21 protein-coding genes are annotated in these 26328 nt (G+C 68.7%); 11 read left to right on the forward strand and 10 right to left on the reverse strand.

Going from position 1 to position 26328, the window contains the following annotated elements; genetic code table 11:
* Both G3N62_RS24335 and G3N62_RS24340 read left to right on the forward strand, forming a co-directional pair.
* Window positions 1–574, forward strand: a 574-nt coding sequence (locus tag G3N62_RS24335) for a uracil-DNA glycosylase (protein WP_206141319.1), incomplete at its 5' end; no start/stop codon positions are given.
* Entirely contained in the window at window positions 571–1533 is a 963-nt protein-coding gene (locus G3N62_RS24340; protein WP_124669740.1) for a DUF1853 family protein, read from the forward strand. The genes G3N62_RS24335 and G3N62_RS24340, both read left to right, overlap by 4 nt.
* An 18-nt stretch (window positions 1534–1551) precedes the next feature.
* On the opposite strand, the gene thiD is transcribed toward G3N62_RS24340, so the two are convergent.
* Together thiD and lplT are read right to left on the reverse strand one after the other, a co-directional pair.
* Window positions 1552–2361, reverse strand: a complete 810-nt coding sequence (gene thiD / locus G3N62_RS24345; RefSeq protein ID WP_059561871.1) for a bifunctional hydroxymethylpyrimidine kinase/phosphomethylpyrimidine kinase — start codon at window positions 2359–2361, stop codon at window positions 1552–1554.
* A 58-nt stretch (window positions 2362–2419) separates the two neighbouring features.
* Window positions 2420–3727 carry a lysophospholipid transporter LplT gene (gene lplT, locus G3N62_RS24350; RefSeq protein WP_124669739.1) on the reverse strand — a complete coding sequence of 436 codons (1308 nt, stop codon included), beginning with the start codon at window positions 3725–3727 and terminating at the stop codon, window positions 2420–2422.
* Between the two features lie 218 nt (window positions 3728–3945).
* On the opposite strand from lplT, the gene alr reads away from it, so the two are divergent.
* The 3 genes from alr (at window position 3946) to G3N62_RS24365 (ending at window position 6818) form a co-directional block, all read left to right on the forward strand.
* The gene (alr, locus tag G3N62_RS24355; protein WP_034188864.1) at window positions 3946–5016 is read left to right on the forward strand and encodes an alanine racemase; all 1071 of its coding nucleotides are present in this window, start codon (window positions 3946–3948) and stop codon (window positions 5014–5016) included.
* An 11-nt stretch (window positions 5017–5027) separates the two neighbouring features.
* Window positions 5028–6404, forward strand: a complete 1377-nt coding sequence (gene radA / locus G3N62_RS24360) for a DNA repair protein RadA (RefSeq protein ID WP_049028281.1) — start codon at window positions 5028–5030, stop codon at window positions 6402–6404.
* A 147-nt stretch (window positions 6405–6551) separates the two neighbouring features.
* Window positions 6552–6818, forward strand: a complete 267-nt coding sequence (locus tag G3N62_RS24365; RefSeq protein ID WP_034188862.1) for a DUF2866 domain-containing protein — start codon at window positions 6552–6554, stop codon at window positions 6816–6818.
* Between the two features lie 145 nt (window positions 6819–6963).
* Here the strand turns inward: G3N62_RS24365 and G3N62_RS24370 are convergent, their stop codons facing one another.
* Window positions 6964–8895 (reverse strand): ATP-binding cassette domain-containing protein, encoded by a 1932-nt coding sequence (locus tag G3N62_RS24370; RefSeq protein WP_034188861.1) that lies wholly within the window; start codon window positions 8893–8895, stop codon window positions 6964–6966.
* Window positions 8896–9031: 136 nt separating this feature from the next.
* On the opposite strand from G3N62_RS24370, the gene G3N62_RS24375 reads away from it, so the two are divergent.
* On the forward strand, window positions 9032–9511 hold the full coding sequence (locus G3N62_RS24375; protein ID WP_034188860.1) for a glutathione peroxidase: 480 nt from the start codon (window positions 9032–9034) through the stop codon (window positions 9509–9511).
* Window positions 9512–9548: 37 nt separating this feature from the next.
* Here G3N62_RS24375 and cls read toward each other — a convergent pair whose 3' ends face one another.
* The 6 genes from cls to dapC form a co-directional block, all read right to left on the reverse strand.
* On the reverse strand, window positions 9549–10988 hold the full coding sequence (gene cls, locus G3N62_RS24380; RefSeq protein WP_034188859.1) for a cardiolipin synthase: 1440 nt from the start codon (window positions 10986–10988) through the stop codon (window positions 9549–9551).
* A 108-nt stretch (window positions 10989–11096) separates the two neighbouring features.
* The gene (gene prmB, locus G3N62_RS24385; RefSeq protein ID WP_034188858.1) at window positions 11097–12005 is read right to left on the reverse strand and encodes a 50S ribosomal protein L3 N(5)-glutamine methyltransferase; all 909 of its coding nucleotides are present in this window, start codon (window positions 12003–12005) and stop codon (window positions 11097–11099) included.
* Window positions 12006–12016: 11 nt separating this feature from the next.
* Window positions 12017–13156 (reverse strand): succinyl-diaminopimelate desuccinylase, encoded by a 1140-nt coding sequence (gene dapE, locus G3N62_RS24390; RefSeq protein WP_049030978.1) that lies wholly within the window; start codon window positions 13154–13156, stop codon window positions 12017–12019.
* Between the two features lie 90 nt (window positions 13157–13246).
* Window positions 13247–13615 (reverse strand): ArsC family reductase, encoded by a 369-nt coding sequence (locus G3N62_RS24395; protein ID WP_124669738.1) that lies wholly within the window; start codon window positions 13613–13615, stop codon window positions 13247–13249.
* Complete coding sequence (dapD, locus tag G3N62_RS24400; RefSeq protein WP_006759623.1) at window positions 13615–14442, reverse strand: 2,3,4,5-tetrahydropyridine-2,6-dicarboxylate N-succinyltransferase; 828 nt, start codon at window positions 14440–14442, stop codon at window positions 13615–13617. Before dapD ends, G3N62_RS24395 begins: the two co-directional genes overlap by 1 nt.
* 44 nt (window positions 14443–14486) lie before the next feature.
* A complete protein-coding gene (dapC, locus tag G3N62_RS24405; protein WP_124669737.1) occupies window positions 14487–15719 on the reverse strand; it encodes a succinyldiaminopimelate transaminase in 1233 nt (410 codons plus the stop codon).
* Between the two features lie 166 nt (window positions 15720–15885).
* On the opposite strand from dapC, the gene G3N62_RS24410 reads away from it, so the two are divergent.
* The 5 genes from G3N62_RS24410 (at window position 15886) to def (ending at window position 24622) form a co-directional block, all read left to right on the forward strand.
* The gene (locus tag G3N62_RS24410; protein WP_034188855.1) at window positions 15886–16827 is read left to right on the forward strand and encodes a DMT family transporter; all 942 of its coding nucleotides are present in this window, start codon (window positions 15886–15888) and stop codon (window positions 16825–16827) included.
* Between the two features lie 139 nt (window positions 16828–16966).
* Window positions 16967–20479 (forward strand): chromosome segregation protein SMC, encoded by a 3513-nt coding sequence (gene smc / locus G3N62_RS24415; protein ID WP_124669736.1) that lies wholly within the window; start codon window positions 16967–16969, stop codon window positions 20477–20479.
* A gap of 85 nt (window positions 20480–20564) precedes the next feature.
* Entirely contained in the window at window positions 20565–21851 is a 1287-nt protein-coding gene (locus tag G3N62_RS24420; protein ID WP_124669735.1) for a cell division protein ZipA C-terminal FtsZ-binding domain-containing protein, read from the forward strand.
* A gap of 165 nt (window positions 21852–22016) precedes the next feature.
* Entirely contained in the window at window positions 22017–24092 is a 2076-nt protein-coding gene (gene ligA / locus G3N62_RS24425) for an NAD-dependent DNA ligase LigA (protein ID WP_124669734.1), read from the forward strand.
* Window positions 24089–24622: a peptide deformylase gene (gene def / locus G3N62_RS24430; RefSeq protein ID WP_034188851.1), complete on the forward strand. Its 534-nt coding sequence runs from the start codon at window positions 24089–24091 to the stop codon at window positions 24620–24622. Before ligA ends, def begins: the two co-directional genes overlap by 4 nt.
* Window positions 24623–24701: 79 nt before the next feature.
* On the opposite strand, the gene G3N62_RS24435 is transcribed toward def, so the two are convergent.
* Window positions 24702–26328: pseudouridine synthase (locus G3N62_RS24435; protein WP_206141320.1), on the reverse strand; the 1627-nt coding region annotated here is incomplete at its 5' end.

A 26328-nucleotide genomic window follows, 5' to 3' on the forward strand; every position in this document is an offset into this window, starting at 1 on the left:
TGCGCTGGCCGCGCGCGTGGCCGACTGCACGCTGTGCCGGCTGTGCGAGAAGCGGACCAACACGGTGTTCGGCGTCGGCGACCGCGAAGCCGACTGGATGCTGATCGGTGAAGCGCCGGGCGAAAACGAGGACAAGCAGGGCGAGCCGTTCGTCGGCCAGGCCGGCAAGCTGCTCGACAACATGCTGCAGTCGCTGTCCCTCAAGCGTGGCGACAACGTGTACATCGCGAACGTGATCAAGTGCCGCCCGCCCGGCAACCGCAACCCGGAGCCGGACGAGGTCGCCAGCTGCGAGCCTTATCTGCAGCGCCAGGTCGCGCTCGTGAAGCCGAAGCTGATCGTCGCGCTCGGCCGTTTCGCCGCGCAGACGCTGCTGAAGACGGACGCGAGCATCGCGTCGCTGCGCGGCCGCGTGCATGCCTACGAAGGCGTGCCGGTGATCGTCACCTATCACCCGGCGTACCTGTTGCGCAGCCTGCAGGACAAGTCGAAGGCGTGGGCCGACCTGTGCCTTGCGCGCGACACGTTCCAGCGTACGGAAGGCGCCGACACGAGCGGGCCGGCCGGGCAATGACGACCGGCGCGGCGTACGCATTCGTCGATACGCTGCGCGATACCGCGGTTCGCGATCTCGGCTGGCTGCTGGCCAGCCCGAGCCTGCTGACCGCGGTGCCGGGCGCGCCGCTTGCGCGGCCGTGGCCGGATGCGGCCGGGCGAGCGGCCGTCGAAGCGTGGCTCGCCGCGCTCGATGCGCAGTCCGAGCCGCTGCATCGCGCGCTCGATGGGTTCCGGCCGACCCGGCTCGGCCGTTACGCGGAATGCCTGCTCGAATATTTCCTCACGCACGGCCCGTCGCTGCGGCTGGTCGCGGCCAATCTCCCGCTACGCAGCAACGGCAGGACGCTCGGCGAAGTCGATTTCCTCGTCGACGCGCCGGACGGGCAGCGCCTGCATTGGGAACTCGCGGTGAAGTGCTATCTGTGCGCACCGGTGCACGATGGCGCGACGCTCGCCGATTTCGTCGGCCCCAATCTCGTCGACCGGTTCGACCGCAAGCGCGGCCGGTTGCTCGATCACCAGTTGCGGCTCGGCGAACACGACGGGTTCGCGCGGCTCGGCTATGGCGCGCCGTCCGACGCGCAGATGTTCATCAAGGGCTGGCTGTTCTATCCGCACGGCGCGCCGTTGCCGCCGGTTTCAGCGGAAATCGCGCCGGATCATCCGCGTGGATTCTGGCTGACGCACGCGCAGTGGCGGGCGTGGGCGGCCGCGCAGCGTGCCGGTCTCGCGTGGAGTGTATTGCCGCGGCTGGCGTGGCTCGCGCCGCGGCGGGTTGCCGCCGATGCCGGCTTCGAACCCGAACCGCTGGCGGCGGCCCTGGAACTGCCGCCCGTGCTGACGCGCGAGGCGCCCTCATTGATCGGCATCCATGAAAAGGGCAGCGACGGCACGTGGCGCGAAACGGCGCGCGGCTTCGTCGTGCCCGACGACTGGCCGGCGCGTGCGCGGGCGTTCGCCGCGCAGGATCACTGACGCCGCGTCAGCGGGCCCTTACCACCAGCGATGAAAGTGATGGACGGGGCCGACGCCGCGGCCGACGTCGAGGTGCCCGCTCGCGGCGATCGCGCCGGTCAGGTAGGCCTTGGCTTCACGCACCGCGCTTTCGAGGTCGGGCTGCTGCGGCAGCAGTGCGGCGATCGCCGACGACAGCGTGCAGCCGGTGCCGTGCGTGTTGCTGACCGGCACGCGCGCGCCGTCGAGCCGCACGGTGCGCGCCGCCTCGACGAGCCAGTCGGGGCTCGCGGACGCGTCGGGCAGGTGACCGCCTTTCATCAGCACCGCGCGCGCGCCCGTTTGCAGCAACGCGTGGCCTTGCCGGACCATGTCGTCCTCGGTGGTGGCGGGCGCATCGCCCAGCAGCGCGGCCGCTTCGGGCAGGTTCGGCGTGACGACCGTCGCGAGCGGCAGCAGCGCGTCGCGCAGCGCATCGACTGCATCGGGCGCGAGCAGCGCGTGCGAACTCTTCGAGATCATCACCGTGTCGAGCACGACGAAGCGCGGCGCGTAACGCCGCAGCGCGTCGGCGACCGCGTGGACGATCGCCGCGTTCGCGAGCATGCCGATCTTGACCGCATCGATGCGGATGTCGTCGAACACCGCGTCGAGCTGCGCGGTGACGAATGCGGCGTCCGGCGCGTGTACCCCCGTCACGCCGCGCGTGTTCTGCGCGGTCAGCGCGGTGATCACGCTCGCGCCGTACGCGCCGAGCGCGGAAAAGGTCTTCAGGTCGGCCTGGATGCCTGCGCCGCCGCCCGAATCGGAGCCGGCGATCGTCAGGAGGTTGGGTATCGGGTGCGTCATGAGGGCAGCGCGCCGGTTCGAAGACCGGCGCCGGCGGACGGAAACGGGAAGTGTAGCGTCAGTGCCGCGATTCGCCGATCAGCGCGACCGAGTCGAACTGACGCTGGTTCGCCTGGTGGCGGCGCATCACGAGCCACATCGTCAGGCAGACGAACGTGCCGAACAGCACGATCACGACGCCGACCGGCACGTCGAGCCACACGAGTACCGCGTACAGGCACAGCATCACGAGCACCGACAGGTTCTCGTTGAAGTTCTGCACCGCGATCGAGTGGCCGGCCGACAGCAGCACGTGGCCGCGATGCTGCAGCAGCGCGTTCATCGGCACGACGAAGTAGCCCGACAGCGCGCCGACGCCGATCAGGAAGAGATACGCGATGATCAGGTAGACGGGCATGCGCAGGTGGCCGACGTGCACGGCCCAGTGCGCCGGGAACAGGTCGCGCGTGTAGAACGCCATCAGCATCACCGCGATGCCCATGATGATGCCGACGGGCAGTACGGTCAGCGACTTCTTCAGCGGGATCCGGGCGGCGGCGGCGATCGCGCCGGCCGCGACGCCGACCGCGACCACGGCCTGCAGGATCGCGCCTTCCGACAGCGACATGCCGAGCGATACCTCGGCCCACTTCAGCACGATGAACTGCAGCGTCGCGCCCGCGCCCCAGAACAGCGTCGTGACGGCCAGCGAGATCTGCCCGAGCTTGTCGCGCCACAGCACCATGAAGCAGTCGGCGAAATCCGTGAGGAGCTTGACCGGGCCGCGTTCCTGCTTCGGGTAGCGGGCGCCCGTGTCGGGAATGCGCAGGTTGAACAGCGCGGCGACCACGTAGATCGCCATGATGATCGCCATCGCCGCTTCGGCGGGCGTGCCGATCCAGTCGGGCGTGTGCGCGATCACGTGCGAGGCGATGTGCGGGCTGATCAGCGCACCGCCGAGCACGGTGCCGAGGATGATCGAGCTGACGGTCGTGCCTTCGATCCAGCCGTTTGCGGCGACCAGCCGGTCGGCCGGCAGCAGCTCGGTGAGAATCCCGTATTTGGCGGGCGAGTAGGCGGCCGCGCCGAAGCCGACGATCCCGTACGCGATCAGCGGATGGGCGCCGAGCAGCATGATCAGGCAGCCGATCACCTTGATCGAGTTCGTGATGAACATCACGCGGCCCTTCGGGCGCGAATCCGCGAACGCACCGACATACGCCGCCAGCACCACGTACGACAACACGAAGAACAGCTTCAGCAGCGGTGTCATCCAGTTGGGGGCGTGGAGGTCTTTCAGCAGGGCGATGGCGGCGATGAGGAGCGCATTGTCGGCCAGCGACGAGAAAAACTGCGCGGCCATGATGGTGTAAAAACCTTTTTTCATCTGATGCGATGCTTTCGTCGCTGCGGCAGGGCCGCGTAGGCCGCCTGGTATGCGATCGGCTTATTCCGTTCGAAATGGGTTGTGCGCACGGCTTTATAACATGAAAATACGCCAATTCGGACTAGCAAGATTCCCCGATCGTTCCGCAAATTGTCGGCTTCGGTGCTCAAAAGGCGCGGTAAGCTGATGATTCGCAAGCGTCTTTACGTAAATTTCCCATGCCGCGCCCGATCTCCGCCACCATCCACACCGCCGCTCTCGCGAACAATCTCTCCGTCGTCCGTCGATTTGCCGGCCCGTCCAAGGTCTGGGCGGTCGTCAAGGCCAACGCGTACGGGCACGGTCTCGCCCGCGTGTTTCCGGGCCTGCGCGGCACCGACGGCTTCGGGCTGCTCGACCTCGACGAAGCCGTGAAGCTGCGCGAGCTCGGCTGGGCCGGCCCGATCCTGCTGCTCGAAGGCTTCTTCCGGTCGACCGACATCGACGTGATCGACCGCTACAGCCTGACCACGACCGTCCACAACGACGAGCAGATGCGGATGCTGGAAACGGCGCGGCTGTCGAAGCCCGTCAACGTGCAGCTCAAGATGAACAGCGGGATGAACCGGCTCGGCTACGTGCCGGAAAAATATCGTGCGGCGTGGGAGCGTGCCCGGGCGTGTCCCGGCATCGGCCAGATCACGTTGATGACCCATTTTTCGGATGCGGACAACGAGCGCGGCGTCGCCGAGCAGCTCGCGACCTTCGAGCGCGGCGCGGAGAGCATCGCCGGCGCGCGCAGCCTCGCGAATTCGGCGGCCGTGCTGTGGCATCCGGATACGCACTTCGACTGGGTGCGGCCGGGGATCGTGCTGTACGGCGCGTCGCCGTCCGGGCTGTCGTCCGATATCGCCGACACCGGGCTGAAGCCCGCGATGACGCTCGCGTCCGAGCTGATCGCCGTGCAGACGATCGCGAAGGGCCAGGCGATCGGTTATGGCTCGACCTTCTCCGCGCAGGCGCAGATGCGGATCGGCGTCGTCGCGTGCGGTTACGCGGACGGCTATCCGCGCGTCGCGCCCGAAGGCACGCCGGTGATCGTCGACGGCATCCGCACGCGGATCGTCGGCCGCGTGTCGATGGACATGATTACGGTCGACCTGACCCCGTGCCCGCAGGCCGGCGTCGGCGCGCGTGTCGAGCTGTGGGGCAACGCGCTGCCGATCGACGACGTCGCGCGCCATTGCGGGACGATCGGTTACGAGCTGATGTGCGCGGTCGCCGGCCGCGTGCCCGTGAGAGCGGAATAAGGGCGTCGCGCGTGGCCAAACAGAAAACCGTTTATGTCTGCAGCGAGTGCGGCGGACAGACCCCGAAGTGGCAGGGCCAGTGCCCGTCGTGCCAGGCCTGGAACACGCTCGTCGAATCGGTCGCCGAATCGCCGGCTGCCCATCGTTTCCAGTCGCTCGCGAAGCGGGCGCCCGTGCAGCGTCTCGTCGATATCGAAGCGGCCGACGTGCCGCGCTTCTCGACCGGCATCGGCGAATTCGACCGTGTACTTGGCGGCGGGCTGGTCCCGGGCGGTGTCGTCCTGATCGGCGGCGATCCCGGCATCGGCAAGTCGACGCTGCTGCTGCAGTCGCTCGCGGATATCGCGAGCGAGCGGCGCGCGCTTTATATCAGCGGCGAGGAGTCGGCCGCGCAAATCGCGCTGCGCGCGCAACGGCTTGCGCTGCTCGACGGCGGCGCGCCGGCCGACGAGTTGAAGCTGCTCGCCGAGATCCAGCTCGAGAAGATCCAGGCCGCGATCGATACGGAACGGCCGGACGTGGCCGTGATCGACTCGATCCAGACCGTCTATTCGGAAGCGCTCACGTCGGCGCCGGGCTCGGTCGCGCAGGTGCGCGAGTGCGCGGCGCAGCTCACGCGCATCGCGAAACAGTCGGGCACCGCGATCATCATGGTCGGTCACGTGACGAAGGAAGGCAACCTGGCCGGCCCGCGCGTGCTCGAACACATCGTCGACACCGTGCTGTACTTCGAAGGCGATACGCACTCGTCGTTCCGGCTCGTGCGCGCGTTCAAGAACCGCTTCGGCGCGGTCAACGAACTCGGCGTGTTCGCGATGACCGAGCGCGGGCTGCGCGGCGTCGCGAATCCGTCCGCGCTGTTCCTGTCGCAGCACGAGCAGGTCGTGCCCGGCTCGTGCGTGCTCGTCACGCAGGAAGGCACGCGGCCGCTGCTCGTCGAAGTCCAGGCGCTCGTCGATACCGCGCACGTGCCGAACCCGCGACGGCTCGCGGTCGGCCTCGAGCAGAACCGGCTCGCGATGCTGCTCGCGGTGCTGCACCGGCATGCGGGCATCGCGTGCTTCGACCAGGACGTGTTCCTCAATGCGGTGGGCGGCGTGAAGATCACCGAGCCGGCGGCCGACCTCGCGGTGCTGCTCGCGATCCATTCGTCGATGCGCAACAAGGCGCTGCCGAAGGGGCTGATCGTGTTCGGCGAAGTGGGGCTGGCGGGCGAGATCCGTCCGTCGCCGCGCGGGCAGGAGCGGCTGCGCGAGGCCGCGAAGCTCGGTTTCACGTCCGCGCTGATCCCGAAGGCGAATGCGCCGAAGCAGCCGATCGACGGGCTGAACGTGATGGCCGTCGATCGCCTCGAGCAGGCGATCGACCGCGTGCGCGATCTCGAGTGACCGGCCGGGCAGGCATGCGGGCCGGGCATGCCCGGCGATCTGGCGCGTAATTCGTTGTAAAGAATATGTAGGCTCCTGTAACCCGCCGGACATCGCTTTTCCCTATCCTTTGCCGGGTTGTCGAACCGCGCAATGCGAAGGGAACCTATGTTGAAATCGTATGGTGAAGCGCCGGGCGGACGCCTTTACAACCTGCGCGGCTGCCGCGTGTCGGAGCCGATTCGCCAGCCGTGGGGCGGCGGATGCCGGATCGTCGAATGGATCGACGACGAAGGGCGCCTCGCGCGCAAGGTCGTGTCCGAGGACGTGACGGAAGCGGAAGTCGCTGCCGCGATCCGGCGGCCGACCGAAGGGCGCCGATACCTGATGAGTGACGACGAGCAGATGCCGCGCGATACGTTGCCGCGGCGCTGAGCCGGCGGCGCGGCGAACCGCCGGGCTGCGGCAATCCAGTCTGCAAGGCCGGGCCGGTGCGTCCGGCCTTGTCGTATCCGGGGTCGGAGCGTGCCCGGCGACGTGTCGAATCGCCCCGGGGCAGCCGGCGCGCCGCGCGCGTGTATCAGCCGATCTGCTCGAGTTCTTCCTGTGCGGCGAGCCAGTCGGCCTCGACCGTTTCGAGACGCGTGTTGACGTCGCCGAGCTTGCGGATCGCGTCGGTCAGCGCCGTCTTGCGCTCGGCCTCGTAGCTGGCCGGATCGGCGACGAACGCGTCGAGCCGCGCCTTCTCCGCGTGCAGCGTCTCCATTTCCTTTTCGAGCTTCGTGATGCGCGTCTGCAGCGGCTTTTTCAGCACCGACAGGCGTTGCCGTTCCTCGGCGGCCTGCCGCTTCTGGTCCTTGCGGGTGGCCGCGGCACCGGCGCCCGGCGAAGCCGCGCTATCGGCCTTCGCGGCCGCGCGTTGCTCGGCCGCATGCTGCAGCAGCCAGTCGCGGTAGTCGTCGAGGTCGCCGTCGAACGGTTGCAGCCGGTGCTTCGCGACCAGCATGAACTGGTCGGTCGTCGCGCGCAGCAGGTGGCGGTCGTGCGACACGAGGATCAGCGTGCCTTCGAACTGCGCGAGCGCCATCGTCAGCGCGTGGCGCGTTTCGAGGTCGAGGTGGTTCGTCGGTTCGTCGAGCAGCAACAGGTTCGGCTTCTGCCAGATGATCAGCGCCAGCGCGAGGCGCGCCTTTTCGCCGCCGGAGAACGGGCCGACCGGGCTCGTCGCCATGTCGCCCGAGAAATTGAAGCCGCCGAGGAAGTCCCGCAGTTCCTGCTCGCGCGTGTCGGGCGCGAGCCGCGCCAGATGGGCGAGCGGCGAATCGTCCTCGCGCAGCGTTTCGAGCTGGTGCTGCGCGAAATAGCCGATCGTCAGGCCCTTGCCGTCGCGGACGTGCCCCGACAGCGGCGCGAGCGTGCCGGCCAGCGTCTTGATCAGCGTCGACTTGCCCTGGCCGTTCGCGCCGAGCAGGCCGATGCGCTGCCCGTTCTGGATCGACAGCGCGACGCGCTCGACGATCGGGATGTCCGCGCCGTCGTCGGCATGGTAGCCGCAGCGGACGTCTTCCATCACCATCATCGGGTTCGGCGCGGCGTCGGGCGTGCGGAATTCGAACGTGAACGGCGACGCGATGTGCGCGGGCGCGATCAGCTCCATCTTCTCGAGCGCCTTCATCCGGCTCTGCGCCTGCTTGGCCTTGGTCGCCTTGGCCTTGAAGCGGTCGACGAAGCTCTGCAGGTGTTCGATCGTCTTCTGCTGCTTTTCGTATGCGCTTTGCTGCAGCGCCAGTTGTTGCGCGCGCAGCACTTCGAACTGCGAGTAGTTGCCGCCGTAGCGCTTCACCTGGCGGTTTTCCAGATGCAGCGTGACGTTGCAGATCGAATCGAGGAACTCGCGGTCGTGCGAAATCACGACGAGCGTGCCGGGGTAGCGGTGCAGCCAGTCTTCGAGCCAGACGATCGCGTCGAGGTCGAGGTGGTTCGTCGGTTCGTCGAGCAGCAGGAGATCGGAACGGCACATCAGCGCCTGCGCGAGGTTCAGGCGCATGCGCCAGCCGCCGGAGAAGCTCGCGACGGATTCGCGCGTCTGCGCGAGCGTGAAGCCGAGGCCGAGCAGCAGCGCTTCGGCGCGGGCCGGCGCGGTGTAGCCGTCGGCGTCGGCGAACGCCGCGTGCGCGTCGGCTTCCGCCGCCCCGTCATGCGCGGCGGAGGCAGCGGCGATGCGCGCTTCGATCTCGCGCAATGCGGCGTCGCCGTCGAGCGTGTAGTCGAGCGCCGAGCGGTCGACGGCGGGCGTTTCCTGCGACACATGGGCGATTCGCCACGACGGCGGCATCGAGAAATCGCCGCCGTCCGAGTGCAGCTCGCCGCGCAGGACCGCGAACAGCGTCGACTTGCCGGCGCCGTTCGCGCCGATCAGGCCGGCTTTCTCGCCGGGATTGAGCACGAACGAGGTCGACTCGAACAGCGGCTTGGTGCCGCGCGCAAGACTGAACTGATTGAAACGGATCACGGCGGAAATGACTGGCCAAAACCGCTATTCTAGACTGCGCGCCGCGCTCGCCGGGCATCGGCCGCTCGGCGAATGCCGCAACCGCGCAATTTCGCCTAGACTCCACGTCGATCCGGTTTCGTAAAAGGAGTGCCCGATGTCCACCCTGTATTCGTTCAGCGCAGAGACGCTCGCCGGCGCGCCGGCCCCGCTCGACGCGTATCGCGGCAAGGTGCTGCTGATCGTCAACACCGCGAGCGAGTGCGGTTTCACGCCGCAGTACGCGGGCCTGCAGAAGCTGTACGACCAGTACGCGGCGCGCGGCTTTTTCGTGCTCGGTTTCCCGTGCAACCAGTTCGGCAAGCAGGAGCCGGGCGACGCCGCGCAGATCGGCGCGTTCTGCGAGCGCAACTACGGCGTCACGTTCCCGATGTTCGCGAAGATCGACGTGAAGGGCGATCACGCGCATCCGCTGTACCGCTACCTGACCGACGAGGCGCCGGGCATTCTCGGCCTCAAGGCGATCAAGTGGAATTTCACGAAGTTCCTGGTCGATCGCGACGGGCGCATCGTCAAGCGCTACGCGCCGTCGACGAAGCCCGAGGAAATCGCCGCCGACATCGACAAGCTGCTGTGAGGGCGGCGGCCGGGCGGCTCCGATGTTGTCCGGGCCGCTACAGGATCGGCGCGAACAGCCGCGCGACGTGCATCGCGATGCGCCGCCACGCGGGCGACTGGCGGTATTCGTTGGCGTCGACCTCGTACGCCTGCGCGAAGTCGGCCTCGAGCATCGTCTCGACCTCGCCGGCGAACGCGCGGTCGACGGTCAGCACCATGATCTCGAAATTGAGCCGGAACGAGCGGTTGTCGAGATTGGCGCTGCCGATCGCCGCGGCGATGCGGTCGATCAGCACGACCTTCTGGTGCAGGAAGCCGGGCCGGTAGCGGAATACCTTCACGCCCGCATCGACGAGGTCGCGCGCGTACAGCTTCGACGCCTCGAACACCACGTAGTGATCGCGCCGGCTCGGGATCAGGATGCGCACGTCGACGCCGCGCATCACCGCGAGCTTCAGCGCGGAGATCACCGCCTCGTCGGGGACGAGATACGGTGTGGTGATCCAGACCCGCTCGCGTGCGGCATTGATCGCCTCGACGAAGAACAGCGAGCCGGTTTCCTGCTTGTCGGCCGGCCCCATCGGCACCGCGAGGCAATGCATGCCGTCGCCGGGCTCGGCCGGCGGCGGCAGCGCGATCGGCGGCAGCTTCTGCGTCGCCCAGTGCCAGTCTTCGGCGAACACGTACTGGATGCTCGCGACCACCGGGCCGCGGATCTCGATGTGCGTGTCGCGCCACGGCGACAGGCGCGGTTTCGCGCCGAGATACTCGACGCCGACGTTGTGGCCGCCGACGAACGCGCGATTGCCGTCGACCACGACGATCTTGCGATGGTTGCGGAAGTTCAGCTGGAAGCGGTTGACGAACTTCCGGTTGGTCGCGAACGGATGGACCTCGACACCGCCGCGGCGCAAGGTGTCGACGTAGCTGTGCGGCAGGTCGAAGCTGCCGATGCTGTCGTACAGCAGGCAGCAGCGCACGCCGGCGGCCGCGCGCGCGAGCAGCGAGTCGCGCAGCGTCTGGCCGAGCGCATCGTCGCGCACGATGAAGAACTGGACGACCACGTAGTCGCGCGCGGCGTCGATCGCCGACAGGATCGCCGAGAACGTCGCGTCGCCGTTCACGAGCGTGCGCACCGAGTTGCCGCCGAGGAACGGCATGCCGCCGAGCCGCGTCAGCGCGAGCACGGCGGACTGGCCGAGCGCGTCGGCGGCCGGACCGTCGGTCGCGTCGGTGCTGAGCCACGGCGAGCGCGGTGTGTGCATGCGCAACATTTCCAGCTCGTGGCGTCGCGCGTCGACGTAGCCGGAGAACTTGCTGCGGCCGAGGAACAGGTACGGAACGAGCGTCAGGTACGGCATGGCCGCAAGCGAGACGGCCCACGCGATCGCGCCTTGCGATGTGCGCGTGTTCATGATCGCGTGGCACGCCGCGACGATCCCGAGCACGTGGACGGTCAGGATCAGGGTGCCGAGATGTAGCCAGTCGAGGGTCATGGGCGCGTGACGGACTCCTGAAGTCGGGCGGCCGGGCGGCCGCCTACGCGCATCTTACCCAACCGTGCGGCGCAATGGTGCGCCGCACGGCGGGCGGGCCGGAAAGGCTCAGGCCTTGCGCGGCAGGTCCGACGCCTGGATCAGGAAGACGGCGTCGTCGCCCGCGCTGGTGGGCAGCCACGTGAGTTCGAGGCCGCCGAACGCGGCTTCGACGTGCTCGCGCTCGTTGCCGATCTCGACGACGAGCACGCCGTCGTCGTGCAGCCAGCGGTGCGCTTCGGCGACGATGCGCCGCACGATGTCCATGCCGTCGTCGCCGCCCGCGAGCGCCATCTCCGGCTCGTGCCGGTATTCGGGCGGCAGCGCGGCCATCGACGCCGCGTTCACGTACGGCGGGTTCGTCAGGATCACGTCGTAGCGCGAGCCCGGGTCGGTGCGGAAGGCGGGCAGCGGTGCGTAGAGGTCGCCGCGGTACAACCCGATGCGGTCCTCGAGGCCGTAGTCGCGCACGTTGATCTCGGCGACTTCGAGCGCCTTGTCCGACAGGTCGACCGCGTCGATCTCGGCATTCGGGAACGCGCTCGCGGCGAGGATCGCGAGGCAGCCCGAGCCCGTGCACAGTTCGAGCACCGCGCCGACCTGCTCGGGGTCGGCGACATACGGCTGCAGGCCGTCGTCGAGCAGCTCGCCGATGAACGAGCGCGGCACGATCACGCGTTCGTCGACGTAGAAGCGGTGGCCGTGCATCCACGCTTCATGCGTGAGGTACGCGGCCGGCACGCGGTCGGCCGCGCGCCGCTCGATCACCGCGAGCACGGCCGCGATCTCGTCGGGCAGCAGGCGCGCGTCGAGGAACGGCTCGAGCGTGTCGAGCGGCAGGTCGAGCGTGCGCAGCACGAGGTAGGCCGCTTCGTCGTACGCATTGTCCGAGCCGTGGCCGAACGCGAGCTTCGCCTTCGAGAAACGCGTGACCGCGTAGCGCAGCAGGTCGCGAACGGTGGCAAAAGGTGTCGTCATGCGAGGCTCCATCAGGCGATCAGTTGTTCGAGCACGCGGCGGTACACGTTCTTCAGCGGATCGACGAAGCGCACCTCGATGTGCTCGTCGATCTTGTGGATGCTGCCGTTCGGCGGGCCGAATTCGATCACTTGCGGGCAGATGCGTGCGATGAAGCGGCCGTCCGACGTGCCGCCCGTCGTCGACAGCTCGGTCGTGATGCCGGTCTCGGTGCGGATCGCGTTCTCCAGCGCGCCCGACAGTTCGCCGCGCGGCGTGAGGAACGGCAGGCCGCTGACCGACCACTTCAGCGTGTATTCGAGGCCGTGCTTGTCGAGAATCGCGTGCACGCGTGCCTGCAGGCCCTCGACCGTGCTGGCGGTCGAGAAGCGGAAGTTGAACATCAGGTCGGCGTGGCCGGGGATCACGTTGGTCGCGCCGGTGCCGGCGTGCAGGTTCGACACCTGCCAGGTGGTCGGCGGGAAATATTCGTTGCCTTCGTCCCACTGCTCGGCGGCGAGCTCGGCGAGCGCCGGCGCGAGCAGGTGGATCGGGTTCTTCGCGAGATGCGGGTACGCGATGTGGCCCTGCACGCCCTTGACGACCAGTTCGCCCGACATCGACCCGCGGCGGCCGTTCTTGACGACATCGCCGAGCTCGGTCGTCGACGTCGGCTCGCCGACGATGCAGTAGTCGAGGCGTTCGCCGCGCTCCTGCAGCAATTCGACGACCTTCACGGTGCCGTCGGTGGCCGGGCCTTCCTCGTCGCTCGTGATCAGGAACGCGATCGCGCCGCGGTGGCCGGGGTGGGCCGCGACGAATTCCTCGGACGCGACGACGAACGCCGCGAGCGACGTCTTCATGTCGGCCGCGCCGCGGCCGTACAGCTTGCCGTCGCGATGGGCGGGAATGAACGGCGGCGAGGTCCATTGCTCGAGCGGGCCGGTCGGCACGACGTCGGTGTGGCCCGCGAACGCGAGCAGCTTGCCGGCGCGGCCGTCGGCGCCGCGCTTGACGGCCCACAGGTTGGTCACGCCGTGCGACGCGATGGTCTCGCATTCGAAGCCGAGCGCGGCGAGGCGCTCGGTCATGATCTGCTGGCAGTGCTGGTCGTCGGGCGTCACGGACGCGCGGGCGATCAGCTGTTCGGTAAGGGCTAGGGTGGCGGACATGGTTCGGACCACTTTCGATAAAAAATGCCGGCGCGGTGGCCGGCAGCGACGGGACGTCGGGCTGCGCCGACGGGCGCAGCGCGGGCGGCCCTAGGCGGCGAACAGCGCCGCGTATTGATCGGCCACGAAGCCGAGCGACTTCACGCGGCCGTTGACGACGAGCACGGGGCGCTTGATCACCGACGGCTTGTGGGTCATCAGCGCGACCGCGCCGGTTTTCGTTTCGGCGGCCGCCTTCATGGCGTCGTCCAGGCCGCGCCACGTGGTGCCGCGCTTGTTCACGAGCGCGTCGAGCGACACGTCCTTCAGCCAGTCCTCGATCAGCGGCGCGCTGACGCCGAGCTTCTTGAAGTCGTGAAACTCGAACTCGACGCCGTGATCGTCGAGCCACACGCGGGCCTTCTTCACGGTGTCGCAGTTCGGAATGCCGTAGACGACCACGGTGTGCGGCTTGGCCATCAGTCGCCTCGCAGCAGCTCGTTCAGGCCGACCTTCGCGCGCGTCTTCGCGTCGACCTTCTTGACGATCACCGCGCAGTACAGGCTGTGCGAACCGTCCTTCGACGGCAGGTTGCCGGCGACGACGACCGAGCCGGCCGGGATGCGGCCGTAGCTGACCTCGCCCGTCTCGCGATCGTAGATCTTCGTGCTCTGGCCGAGGTACACGCCCATCGAGATCACCGAGTTTTCCTCGACGATCACGCCTTCGACGACTTCCGAGCGTGCGCCGATGAAGCAGTTGTCTTCGATGATGACCGGGTTCGCCTGCAGCGGCTCGAGCACGCCGCCGATGCCGACGCCGCCCGACAGGTGCACGTTCTTGCCGATCTGCGCGCACGAACCGACCGTTGCCCACGTATCGACCATCGTGCCTTCGTCGACGTACGCGCCGATGTTGGTGTACGACGGCATCAGCACGACGTTCTTCGCGATGAACGAGCCGCGGCGTGCGATCGCCGGCGGCACGACGCGGAAGCCGCCCGCGGCGAAATCTTCGGCCGTGTAGTTCGCGAACTTCGACGGCACCTTGTCGTAGAACTGCGAGTAGCCGCCGGCCGGCATCGGCGCGTTGTCTTCCAGGCGGAACGACAGCAGCACGGCCTTCTTCAGCCACTGGTGCACGGTCCAGTTGCCGTCGATCTTCTCGGCGACGCGCAGTGCGCCGCGGTCGAGTTGTTCGATCGCGTGAGCGACGGCTTCGCGGACGTCGGCGGGCGCGGCCTTGGGCGACAGCTCGGCGCGGTTTTCCCAGGCGGTATCGATGATTTGCTGAAGTTGTTGCGACATGTTCGTTTTCGCAGGAGATGGATGGAATTGATCGGGATGGACGATTACCGCGCGAGAGCCCGGCAGAAATCGACGATGCGTTGCGCGCCCTCGACGCATTCGGGGGTGCCCGCGACGAGCGCGATCCGGATGAAATCGCGGCCCGGATTCGTGCCGTGCGCATCGCGCGCCAGGTACGAGCCGGGCAGAACCGTCACATTATAGTCGGCGTACAGGCGGCGGGCGAACTCGGTGTCCGACAGGCCGGTGCGCGACACGTCGGCCCACAGGTAGAACGCGGCGTCGGGCAGTTTCACGTCGATCACGTCGGCGAGCATCGGGGTGACCGTATTGAACTTCTGCAGGTACAGCGCGCGGTTCTCGCGCACGTGCGCCTCGTCGTTCCACGCGGCGATGCTCGCGTGCTGCCAGACCGGCGACAGCGCCGCGCCGTGGTACGTGCGGTACAGCAGGAATTGCTTCAGCAGCGCCGCGTCGCCGGCGACGAAGCCCGAGCGCATGCCCGGCACGTTCGAGCGCTTCGACAGGCTCGACAGCATCACGAGCCGCTCGAAGCCGCGGCCGAGGCGGTGCGCGGCCTCGAGGCCGCCGAGCGGCGGTGCGGCTTCGTCGAAATAGATTTCCGAGTAGCACTCGTCGGACGCGATCACGAAACCGTGGCGGTCGGACAGCGCGAACAGTTCGCGCCAGTCGTCGAGCGTCAGCACGGCGCCCGTCGGGTTGCCCGGCGAGCACACGTACAGCAGCTGCGTGCGCGCCCAGACGTCATCCGGCACGGCCGCGTAGTCGCACGCGAAGTTGCGGGCCGGGTCGCTGTTCGCGAAATAGGGTTCGGCACCGGCCAGCAGCGCCGCGCCTTCGTAAATTTGATAGAACGGATTCGGACAGAGTACGATCGCCTTCTCGCCGTGCGCGGTCGGGCGGGCGTCGATCACCGTCTGCGCGAGCGAGAACAGCGCCTCGCGCGACCCCGACACGGGCAGCACCTGCGTGGCCGGATCGATCGCCGGCAGCCCGTAGCGGCGCTCGAGCCAGTGCGCGATCGACGTGCGCAGCGCGTCCGAGCCGGCCGTGGCCGGGTACGACGCGAGGCCGTCGAGGGCGGCCACCACGGCGTCGCGGATCAACGCCGGCGTCGCGTGCTTGGGCTCGCCGATGCCGAAGCTGATCGGTTTGAGGTCGCCGGAAGGCGTCACGTCCTTGAACAGGGCGCGCAGCTTTTCGAAGGGATAGGGCTGGAGCGAGTCGAGTCGAGGGTTCACGGGCGAAGCGGCCATCGCGGCCGGTTGGAGCGAAAGAAGCGGCGGGCGTGCCGCACGGCTGCGAACGGGCGCCGACGGCGCGGGTCGCAACGGACGATTATAGCGTGACGGAATGCGGTCACGGCCGGCCGGAACGGCGGCCAGGCCCGCCGAATAAAGGGAATGAAGGGTATTGAACCAAATGAATAACGCGGTACGCGGCAGCCTGCCGACGCTGGCCATCCTGATCGGCGCATCGGTATGGGGCCTGATCTGGTATCCGTTGCGGATCCTCGCGTCGCTCGGCGTGACGGGTACGCTGGCCAGCGCGCTGACGAGCCTCGTCGCCTTCCTGTTCGTGGTCGTCGCGCGGCGCCGCACGATCGCGACGCTGCGCTGGCACTGGGTGCTGCCGGGCATCGCGTTGACGGCCGGCGTGACGAACCTCGGCTTCGTGTGGGGCACGATCCACGGCGAGGTGCTGCGCGTGATGCTGCTGTTCTACCTGACCCCGGCCTGGACCGCGGTCTACGCGCACTTCCTGTTGCGCGAGCGGCTGACCTGGGCCGGCGCGGGGCTCGCGGCGCTGTCGATCGGCGGGGCGATGCTGATGCTGTGGTCGCCGAAGCTCGGCCTGCCGCTGCCGGCCAACCCGGCCGAATGGGCCGGCCTCGCGGCCGGGCTGAGCTTCGCGATGAGCAACGTGCTCGTGATCAAGGCAAGCCGCGAACTGCCGGAGATGCGCGCGGAAATGCGCACCGCGACGCTGTTCGGCGGCGCGGCCGTGTTCGGCGCGATCGCGTCGCTGTTCGAAGGGCTGCCGGCCGCGCCGGCAGGCGGCCAGCTCGGCGTGGCCGCGCTGATCATCGCCGCGATCGGCGTGACGATGGCGTCGAACAACCTGCTCGTGCAATACGGCCTCGCCCGCGTGCCGGCGAACCGCGCGTCGATCATCATGCTGTTCGAGATCGTGATCACCGCGCTGTCGGCGTGGGTGTTCGCCAGCGAGCTGCCGACCGCGCGCGAATGGGCGGGCGGCGCGTGCATCGTGCTGGCCACGCTGCTGTCGAGCCGGGTCCATCGTGCCGCGCCCGCATCGGGCAAACCCGGCGACGGTCGGGACGGCGCACGCGCGATGGTATGATGGAAGCCGTTTGCGGGGCCCAACGCTGGATGCGCGCGGCCCCGTTTTTGAATTCCGGGGCGCGTCGCGCGCAGGGGCCCTCCGGCCCCGCGCAGTGCGGCCTCGTCCGTTTCACACCTTCTTCACATCCGATACCGCCGTGCGTCTGAGCTCGATCAAACTCGCTGGCTTCAAATCCTTCGTCGATCCCACGCATTTCCAGGTTCCGGGCCAGCTTGTCGGCGTGGTGGGCCCGAACGGGTGCGGCAAGTCCAACATCATCGATGCCGTGCGCTGGGTGCTCGGCGAGTCGCGCGCCTCCGAGCTGCGCGGCGAGTCGATGCAGGACGTGATCTTCAACGGCTCGACCGCACGCAAGCCCGGCAGCCGGGCCAGCGTCGAGCTGATCTTCGACAACTCCGACGGCCGCGCGGCCGGGCAGTGGGGCCAGTACGGCGAGATCGCCGTGAAGCGCGTGCTCACGCGCGACGGCACGTCGAGCTACTACATCAACAACCTGCCGGCGCGCCGCCGCGACATCCAGGACATCTTCCTCGGCACGGGCCTCGGGCCGCGCGCCTACGCGATCATCGGGCAGGGCATGATCGCGCGGATCATCGAGGCGAAGCCGGAAGAGCTGCGCGTGTTCCTCGAGGAAGCCGCCGGCGTGTCGAAGTACAAGGAGCGCCGCCGCGAAACCGAGAACCGCCTGCACGACACGCGCGAGAACCTGACGCGCGTCGAGGACATCGTCCGCGAGCTCGGCGCGAACCTCGAGAAGCTCGAGGCGCAGGCCGTCGTCGCGACCCGGTACAAGGAACTCGTCGCCGACGGCGAGGAGAAGCAGCGCCTGCTGTGGCTGCTGCGCAAGAACGAGGCCGCCGGCGAGCAGCAGAAGCAGCAGCGCGCGATCGAGCAGGCGCAGATCGACCTCGAGGCGCAGACGGCGAAGCTGCGCGAAGTCGAGGCGCAGCTCGAGACGCTGCGCGTCGCGCACTACTCGGCGAGCGACGCGATGCAGGGCGCGCAGGGCGCGCTCTACGAGGCCAACGCCGAGGTCAGCCGCCTCGAAGCCGAGATCAAGTTCATCGTCGAATCGCGCAATCGCGTGCAGGCGCAGATCGCCGCGCTGAACGCGCAGCGCGAGCAATGGCGCGCGCAGGCCGAAAAGTCGCAGGACGAGCTGGAGGAGGCCGAGGAGGCCCGCGCGATGGCCGACGAAAAGGCCGCGCTCGCCGAAGACAACGCGGCCGCGAAGCACGATGCGCTGCCGGCGCTCGAAGCGAAGTGGCGCGACGCGCAGGCGCAGCTCAACGACGAGCGCGCGCGGATCGCGCAGACCGAGCAGTCGCTGAAGCTCGAGGCGGCGCACCAGCGCAACGCCGACCAGCAGCTGCAGCAGCTTCAGCAGCGCCACGAGCGCCTGAAGAGCGAAGCGGGCGGGCTCGACGCGCCGGACGAGGCGCAGCTCGAGGAGCTGCGCATGCAGCTGGCCGAGCAGGAAGAGATCCTCGCCGAAGCGCAGGCGCGCCTGGCCGACGCGCAGGAAACCGTGCCGCGCCTCGACGGCGAGCGCCGCGCCGCGCAGGAGCGCGTGCAGGCCGAAGCCGCGCAGATCCACCAGCTCGAGGCGCGCCTTGCCGCGCTGAAGCAGCTGCAGGAAAACGTGCAGACCGAAGGCAAGGTGCAGCCGTGGCTCGACAAGCACGAGCTGGGCGCGTTGCCGCGTCTGTGGAAGAAGCTGCACGTCGAGGCCGGCTGGGAAGCGGCGCTCGAGGCCGTGCTGCGCGAGCGCCTCGCGGCGCTCGAAGTGTCGAATCTCGACTGGGTGAAGGCGTTCGCGACCGATGCGCCGCCGGCGAAGCTCGCGTTCTACGCGCCGCCCGCGGCCGGTGAGCCGCCCGCCGCGGTGGCCGGGCTGCGTCCGGTGCTGTCGCTCGTGCGCATCGACGACGCGGGCATCCGCGCGGTGCTCAACGACTGGCTCGGCAGCGTGTACGTCGCCGACGACGTCGCGCAGGCGCTTGCCGCGCGTGCGCAGCTGCCGGCAGGCGGCGCGTTCGTCGTCAAGGCCGGCCATATCGTCACGCGCGTCGGCGTGCAGCTGTACGCCGCCGATTCGGAGCAGGCCGGGATGCTGGCCCGCCAGCAGGAAATCGAAAACCTGACGCGCCAGGTGCGCGCGCAGGCATTGCTCGCCGACGAGGCGCGCACGGCCGCCGTGCGTGCGGAAGCCGCGCACACGCAGGCCACGCAGGCGCTCGGCGACGTGCGCGCGCAGGCCGAACGTGCGACCCAGCGCGTGCACGCGCTGCAGATGGACGTGCTGAAGCTGGCGCAGGCGCACGAACGTTACACGCAGCGCAGCACGCAGATCCGCGAGGAACTCGAGGAAATCGGCGCGCAGATCGAGGAGCAGCGCGCGCTGCGCGCGGAATCGGAAGCGAATTTCGAGCGCTTCGACGGCGAGCTCGCGGAGCTGCAGGCGCGCTTCGAAGACAACCAGCTCGCATTCGAATCGCTCGACGAATCGCTGACGCAGGCGCGCCAGGAAGCGCGCGACCTCGAGCGCGGCGCGAACGACGCGCGCTTCGCCGCGCGCAACGCGGTGACGCGGATCGACGAGCTCAAGCGCAGCATCCAGGTCGCGCACGAGCAGAGCGAGCGCGTCGCCGGGTCGCTCGAAGACGCGCGCGCCGAACTCGAGACGATCAACGAGCAGACCGCGCACACGGGCCTGCAGGACGCGCTCGAGATTCGCGCGGTGAAGGAAGAGGCGCTGCAGGCCGCACGGATCGAGCTCGACGACCTGACCGCGAAGCTGCGCGCGTCGGACGAGCAACGCCTCGTGGCCGAGCGCTCGCTGCAGCCGCTGCGCGACCGCATCACCGAGCTGCAGCTGAAGGAGCAGGCCGCGCGCCTGTCCGTCGAGCAGTTCGCCGAGCAGCTCGCGGCGGCCGAGGTCGACGAGGCCGCGCTGTCCGCGAAGCTGACGCCGGACCTGAAGCCGTCGTACCTGCAGGGCGAAGTCACGCGCCTGAACAACGCGATCAACGCGCTCGGCCCGGTGAACATGGCCGCGCTCGACGAGCTGAAGGCCGCGAGCGAGCGCAAGGTGTTCCTCGACGCGCAGTCGGCCGACCTGATCGACGCGATCACGACGCTCGAGGATGCGATCCACAAGATCGACCAGGAAACCCGCACGCTGCTGCAGGGCACCTTCGACGAGGTCAACCGTCATTTCAGCGACCTGTTCCCGCGTCTGTTCGGCGGCGGCCAGGCGAAGCTGATCATGACGGGCGACGAGATTCTCGATGCCGGCGTGCAGGTGATGGCGCAGCCGCCGGGCAAGAAGAACGCGACGATTCACCTGCTGTCGGGCGGCGAGAAGGCGCTGACCGCGACCGCGCTGGTGTTCGCGATGTTCCAGCTGAACCCGGCGCCGTTCTGTCTGCTCGACGAGGTCGACGCGCCGCTCGACGACGCGAACACCGAGCGTTTCGCGAATCTCGTGCGCGCGATGTCCGACAAGACGCAGTTCCTGTTCATCTCGCACAACAAGATCGCGATGGAAATGGCGCAGCAACTGATCGGCGTGACGATGCAGGAGCAGGGCGTGTCGCGGATCGTCGCGGTGGACATGGAAACGGCCGCGGGTTTTGCCCAGAATTGACGTTTGACGAAACCGGATCGCGTTCGCGCGGCGCATGACGCGCCCGTTCGCGGTCCCGACAAAAAGAATTGCTGATGGAGCGTGCATGGACGAGTTGACACTCGGTTTGATCGGCGCGGGTGCTGTCGTGGTGGGCGGCGTCGTGGTCTACAACGCGTGGCAGGGCGCGAAAGTACGGCGCAGGATGCCGCGCCCGATGCCGGAGGAAGCGGCCGAGGCGATGAACCGCCCCGAGCGCGACGAAGAGTTGCCGTTCATCGAGCCGGTGCGTCAGCCGGTGCGCCGCGAGCCCGCGGCCCCGGTCGCGGCCGCCGCCGCTGCGTCGGCGGATGTCGCGCGCGTCGAACCGACGTTCGGCGGGGTCGCACCGGCCGACACGCCGGCCGATCTGCAGGCCGAGGCGACCGGCGGCGATACGCCGTCCGAGGCGATCGAACCGGCCGCCGGTGAAGCGGCCGCACACGCCGCCGAGCACGCGGCAACCGGCGAGGCGTCCGAACCGGCCGAGCCGACCGAACCCGTGATCCCGGCCGCGACGACGATTTCGTCGGCGCCGCCCGCGATCGTCGATCGCCGGATCGATTGCATCGTGCCGATCCGCCTCGCCGGGCCGCTGCCGGGCGACAAGATCCTGCCGGCCGCGCAGCGGCTGCGCCGCGCGGGCAGCAAGCCCGTGCACATCGAAGGCAAGCCGGAAGGCGGCCAGTGGGAGCTGCTGCAGAACGGCGTGCGCTACGAGGAACTGCGCGCGGCCGCGCAGCTCGCGAACCGCAGCGGCGCGCTGAACGAACTCGAATTCTCGGAATTCGTGACGGGCGTCCAGCAGTTCGCCGACACGATCGACGGCGCCCCGGAATTCCCGGACATGATGGAAACGGTCGCGATGGCGCGCGAGCTCGACGCATTCGCCGCGCAGTGCGACGCGCAGCTGTCGATCAACGTGATGTCGGACGGCGCGCCGTGGTCGGCGAACTACGTGCAGGCGGTCGCGTCGCAGGACGGGCTGCTGCTGTCGCGTGACGGCACGCGGTTCGTGAAGCTCGACGCGAAGCAGAACCCGGTGTTCATGCTGCAGTTCGGCGACACGAACTTCCTGCGCGACGACCTGACCTACAAGGGCGGCAACATGATCACGCTGGTGCTCGACGTGCCGGTTGCCGAAGAGGACATCCTGCCGTTCCGGTTGATGTGCGACTACGCGAAATCGCTGTCCGAACGGATCGGCGCGCGCGTCGTCGACGATTCGCGCCGGCCGCTGCCGGAATCGACGCTGCTCGCGATCGAGCAGCAGCTGATGAAGTTGTACGCGAAGCTCGAGGAAGCCGGCATCCCGGCCGGTTCGGCCGTCACGCGCCGCCTCTTCAGCCAGTAACGCGACGGCGCGGACGGCGGGCGTGCGCGCCACCGTTCGCCGCTGCGGCGCGCACCCTTCCGTGTGCGCCGCAACACGCTCGTCGGGCTTGCATTGCACGCCCCGTCGCGGCGTCAAACTGAGATAATCGGGCATCCGATTTTTCAGAACGAATCTGCCGCCAGCATGGCCCGAACCCAAGCCGAACCGCCAGCCAGCCAGCCCGACGCGCGTGCCGCGTGGCTGCGCGACCAACTCGAGCGGGCGAACCACGCCTATTACGTGCTCGACCAGCCGGATCTGCCCGACGCCGAATACGACCGGCTGTTCCTCGAACTGCAGCAGCTCGAAACCGACCATCCCGAACTCGTGACGCCCGATTCGCCGACGCAGCGCGTGGGCGGCGAGGCGGCCGGCGGCTTCACGCCGGTCGTCCACGACGCGCCGATGCTGTCGCTGAACAACGGCTTCGCCGACGAGGACATCGTCGCATTCGACAAGCGTGTCGCCGATGCGCTCGACAAGCCGACCGATCTCGCCGGCTCGGTGACGGAACCCGTCGAATACGCGTGCGAACTGAAATTCGACGGTCTCGCGATCTCGCTGCGCTACGAGCAGGGCGTGTTCGTGCAGGCTTCGACGCGCGGCGACGGGACGACGGGCGAGGACGTGACCGAGAACGTGCGCACGATCCGCTCGATTCCGCTGAAACTGAAGGGCAAGCACGTACCGGCCGTGCTCGACGTGCGCGGCGAGGTGCTGATGTTCAAGCGCGATTTCGCACGCCTGAACGAACGCCAGCGCGCGGCCGAGCAGCGCGAATTCGCGAATCCGCGCAACGCGGCGGCCGGCAGCCTGCGCCAGCTCGATTCGAAGATCACCGCGCAGCGTCCGCTGTCGTTCTTCGCGTACGGGATCGGCGTGCTCGACGGGATGCCGATGCCCGACACGCACAGCGCGCTGCTCGACTGGTACGAGTCGCTCGGCCTGCCCGTGAACCGCGAGCGCGCGGTCGTGCACGGCGCCGAGGGCTTGCTCGATTTCTTCCGCAAGGTCGGCGAGAAGCGCGAGTCGCTGCCGTACGACATCGACGGCGTCGTCTACAAGGTCAACCGGCGCGACGAGCAGGAGCGCCTGGGCTTCGTGTCGCGTGCGCCGCGCTTCGCGCTCGCGCACAAGTTTCCCGCACAGGAAGCGCTGACGAAGCTCGTCGCGATCGACGTGCAGGTCGGCCGCACCGGCGCGATCACGCCGGTCGCGCGCCTCGAGCCCGTGTTCGTCGGCGGCGCGACCGTGACCAATGCGACGCTGCACAACGAGGACGAAGTGCGCCGCAAGGACATCCGGATCGGCGACACCGTGATCGTGCGCCGCGCGGGCGACGTGATTCCCGAGGTGGTCGGCGCGCTGCTCGACCGGCGTCCGGCCGACGCGGCCGAATTCGTGATGCCGACCGAATGCCCGGTGTGCGGCTCGAAGATCGAGCGCCTGCCGGACGAGGCGATCGCCCGCTGCACGGGCGGCCTGTTCTGCCCGGCGCAACGCAAGCAGGCGCTGTGGCACTTCGCGCAGCGCCGCGCGCTCGACATCGACGGGCTCGGCGAGAAGATCATCGACCAGCTCGTCGAACTGAAGCTCGTGCGCACGCCGGCCGACCTGTTCAATCTCGGTTTCGCGACGCTGGCCGAGCTCGACCGCTTCGCGGAGAAGTCCGCGCAGAATCTGCTCGACTCGCTCGAGAAGGCGAAGCACACGACGCTGGCGCGCTTCATCTACGGCCTCGGCATCCGCCACGTCGGCGAATCGACCGCGAAGGATCTCGCGAAGCATTTCGGCTCGCTGACGCCGATCATGGACGCGTCGATCGAGGAACTGCTCGAAGTCAACGACGTCGGCCCGATCGTCGCCGAGTCGATCCACCAGTTCTTCGCGGAAGCGCACAACCGGACGGTGATCGAGCAGCTGCGCGCGCCGGGCAAGGTCACGTGGCCGGAAGGGCCGCCCGCGCCGAAGGCGCCGCAGGGCGTGCTGGCCGGCAAGACGGTCGTGCTGACGGGCACGCTGCCGAACCTCACGCGCGATGCCGCGAAGGAGATGCTCGAGGCGGCGGGCGCGAAGGTCGCGGGCTCGGTATCGAAGAAGACGGATTACGTGGTCGCGGGCGCCGAAGCCGGCAGCAAGCTCGCGAAGGCCGAGGAACTCGGCATCCCCGTGCTGGACGAAGACGGTCTGCACCAACTCCTGGAGGGCAATACGCCATGATTCGCGAGATCCTGAAGATGGGCGATCCGCGCCTGCTCGACATCGCCAAGCCGGTCGAGCAGTTCGATACCCCCGAACTGCACGAAATCGTCGCGGACATGTTCGAGACGATGCATCACGCGAACGGCGCCGGGCTGGCCGCGCCGCAGATCGGCATCGGCCTGCAGATCATCATCTTCGGCTTCGGCAACAACAACCGCTACCCGGACGCGCCGCCGGTGCCGGAGACCGTGCTGATCAACCCGAAGGTCGAGTACATGCCGCCGGACATGGAAGAGGGCTGGGAAGGCTGCCTGTCGGTGCCGGGCATGCGCGGCGTCGTCAGCCGCTACGCGAAGGTGCGCTACAGCGGCTTCGACCAGTTCGGCGCGAAGATCGACCGCGTCGCCGACGGGTTCCACGCGCGCGTGGTCCAGCATGAATACGATCACCTGATCGGCAAGCTGTATCCGATGCGGATCACCGACTTCACGCGCTTCGGCTTCACCGAGGTGCTGTTCCCGGGGCTCGACCCGACCGACGACGACTGATCGTCCGCGTCCGGCGGACAAGAAAAAAGCCCGCTTGCGCGGGCTTTTTCATTGCATGGCGCACCGGGTGTGCCCGCGCTCAGAACGTCTCGTCGGCCGACAGGTAGCGCCATTGGCCTTGCGGCAGCGCGCCGAGCATCACGCGGCCCATGCGCACGCGCTTCAGGCCGATCACCTCGAGGCCGACCAGTTCGCACATGCGGCGGATCTGGCGCTTCTTGCCTTCGCGCAGCACGAAGCGCAGTTGCTCGCCGTTCTGCCAACTGACCATCGCGGGCTTCAGCGCGACGCCGTCGAGTTCGAGGCCGTGGCGCAGCTTCGCGAGCGATTCCGCCGGGAAGTGCTGGTCGATGTCGATGAGCCGCTCGCCGAAGCGCACGCGCACCAGGTACTCCTTGTCGATGTCCGACTGCTCGCCGATCAGCTGCTTCGCGATCACGCCGTTCTGCGTCAGCACGAGCAGGCCGGTCGAGTCGATGTCGAGCCGGCCGGCCGGCGCGAGCGCGTGCAGGTGTTGCGGCGAGAAGCGCACCGGCGAATGGTCGCCGCTCCAGCGGTTCGCGCGCGTGATCAGCACGGCCGCCGGCTCGTAGCCGTCTTCGGCCTGACCCGAGACGTAGCCGACCGGCTTGTGCAGCAGGATCGTCACCTGCGCGGCCTGCGCGGCGCTCGCGCGCTCGTCGATCTCGATCTTCTGGTCCGCGCGGACCTTGGTGCCGAGCGTGTCGATGCGTTCGCCGTCGACGAGCACCCAGCCTTTTTCGATCCATTCGTCGGCTTCGCGGCGCGAGCACATGCCGAGCTCGGACATCCGCTTCGACAGGCGCATCAGGCCCGTTTCGTCGCCGTAGTCGACGTCGGCCGACGCACGCTTGACCGGTTGCGCGGTCTTGACCGCGCCGAACGAGCGGCGCTCGCCATCGCGTGCGGGACGGGCCGGACGGTCGCCGAAGCTGCGCTTCGCGCCTTCGCCGGATGCCTTGTCGCGATAGGACGGGCGTTTGTCGTCGTCGCCACCCGCGCGGCGCGGGCGAGCATCGTCGTCACGACGCGGCGGACGGTCGGACGACGGGCGGCGGTCGGCGAAGCTGCGCTTTGCACCTTCGCCGACAGCCTTGTCGCGATAGGACGGGCGTTTGTCGTCGTCGCCACCCGCGCGGCGCGGGCGGGCATCGTCGTCACGACGCGGCGGACGGTCGGACGACGGGCGGCGGTCGCCGAAGCTGCGCTTTGCACCTTCGCCGGCAGCCTTGTCGCGATAGGACGGGCGTTTGTCGTCGTCGCCACCCGCGCGGCGCGGGCGGGCATCGTCGTCACGACGCGGCGGACGGTCGGACGACGGGCGGCGGTCGCCGAAGCTGCGTTTTGCGCCTTCGCCGGCAGCCTTGTCGCGATAGGACGGGCGTTTGTCGTCGTCGCCACCCGCGCGGCGCGGGCGGCCATCGTCGTCACGACGCGGCGGACGATCGGACGACGGGCGGCGGTCGCCGAAGCTGCGTTTTGCGCCTTCGCTGGCAGCCTTGTCGCGATAGGACGGGCGTTTGTCGTCGCCACCCGCGCGGCGCGGGCGCGCATCGTCGTCACGACGCGGCGGACGGTCGGACGACGGGCGGCGGTCGCCGAAGCTGCGCTTTGCACCTTCGCCGGCAGCCTTGTCGCGATAGGACGGGCGTTTGTCGTCGTCGCCACCCGCGCGGCGCGGGCGG

Source organism: Burkholderia sp. Tr-20355 (genome assembly GCF_017104685.1).
GTDB lineage: Bacteria > Pseudomonadota > Gammaproteobacteria > Burkholderiales > Burkholderiaceae > Burkholderia > Burkholderia seminalis.

What these genes read in the sequence shown, in the direction of transcription:
- G3N62_RS24340 (WP_124669740.1), top strand. Translation starts at nt 571, where the DNA reads ATGACGACCGGCGCGGCGTACGCATTCGTCGATACGCTGCGCGATACC.
- def (WP_034188851.1), top strand. Translation starts at nt 24,089, where the DNA reads ATGATTCGCGAGATCCTGAAGATGGGCGATCCGCGCCTGCTCGACATC.
- G3N62_RS24375 (WP_034188860.1), top strand. Translation starts at nt 9,032, where the DNA reads ATGTCCACCCTGTATTCGTTCAGCGCAGAGACGCTCGCCGGCGCGCCG.
- dapE (WP_049030978.1), bottom strand. Translation starts at nt 13,156, where the DNA reads ATGTCCGCCACCCTAGCCCTTACCGAACAGCTGATCGCCCGCGCGTCC.
- thiD (WP_059561871.1), bottom strand. Translation starts at nt 2,361, where the DNA reads ATGACGCACCCGATACCCAACCTCCTGACGATCGCCGGCTCCGATTCG.
- prmB (WP_034188858.1), bottom strand. Translation starts at nt 12,005, where the DNA reads ATGACGACACCTTTTGCCACCGTTCGCGACCTGCTGCGCTACGCGGTC.
- ligA (WP_124669734.1), top strand. Translation starts at nt 22,017, where the DNA reads ATGGCCCGAACCCAAGCCGAACCGCCAGCCAGCCAGCCCGACGCGCGT.
- dapC (WP_124669737.1), bottom strand. Translation starts at nt 15,719, where the DNA reads ATGGCCGCTTCGCCCGTGAACCCTCGACTCGACTCGCTCCAGCCCTAT.
- G3N62_RS24410 (WP_034188855.1), top strand. Translation starts at nt 15,886, where the DNA reads ATGAATAACGCGGTACGCGGCAGCCTGCCGACGCTGGCCATCCTGATC.
- dapD (WP_006759623.1), bottom strand. Translation starts at nt 14,442, where the DNA reads ATGTCGCAACAACTTCAGCAAATCATCGATACCGCCTGGGAAAACCGC.
- alr (WP_034188864.1), top strand. Translation starts at nt 3,946, where the DNA reads ATGCCGCGCCCGATCTCCGCCACCATCCACACCGCCGCTCTCGCGAAC.
- G3N62_RS24365 (WP_034188862.1), top strand. Translation starts at nt 6,552, where the DNA reads ATGTTGAAATCGTATGGTGAAGCGCCGGGCGGACGCCTTTACAACCTG.
- cls (WP_034188859.1), bottom strand. Translation starts at nt 10,988, where the DNA reads ATGACCCTCGACTGGCTACATCTCGGCACCCTGATCCTGACCGTCCAC.
- lplT (WP_124669739.1), bottom strand. Translation starts at nt 3,727, where the DNA reads ATGAAAAAAGGTTTTTACACCATCATGGCCGCGCAGTTTTTCTCGTCG.
- G3N62_RS24420 (WP_124669735.1), top strand. Translation starts at nt 20,565, where the DNA reads ATGGACGAGTTGACACTCGGTTTGATCGGCGCGGGTGCTGTCGTGGTG.
- G3N62_RS24395 (WP_124669738.1), bottom strand. Translation starts at nt 13,615, where the DNA reads ATGGCCAAGCCGCACACCGTGGTCGTCTACGGCATTCCGAACTGCGAC.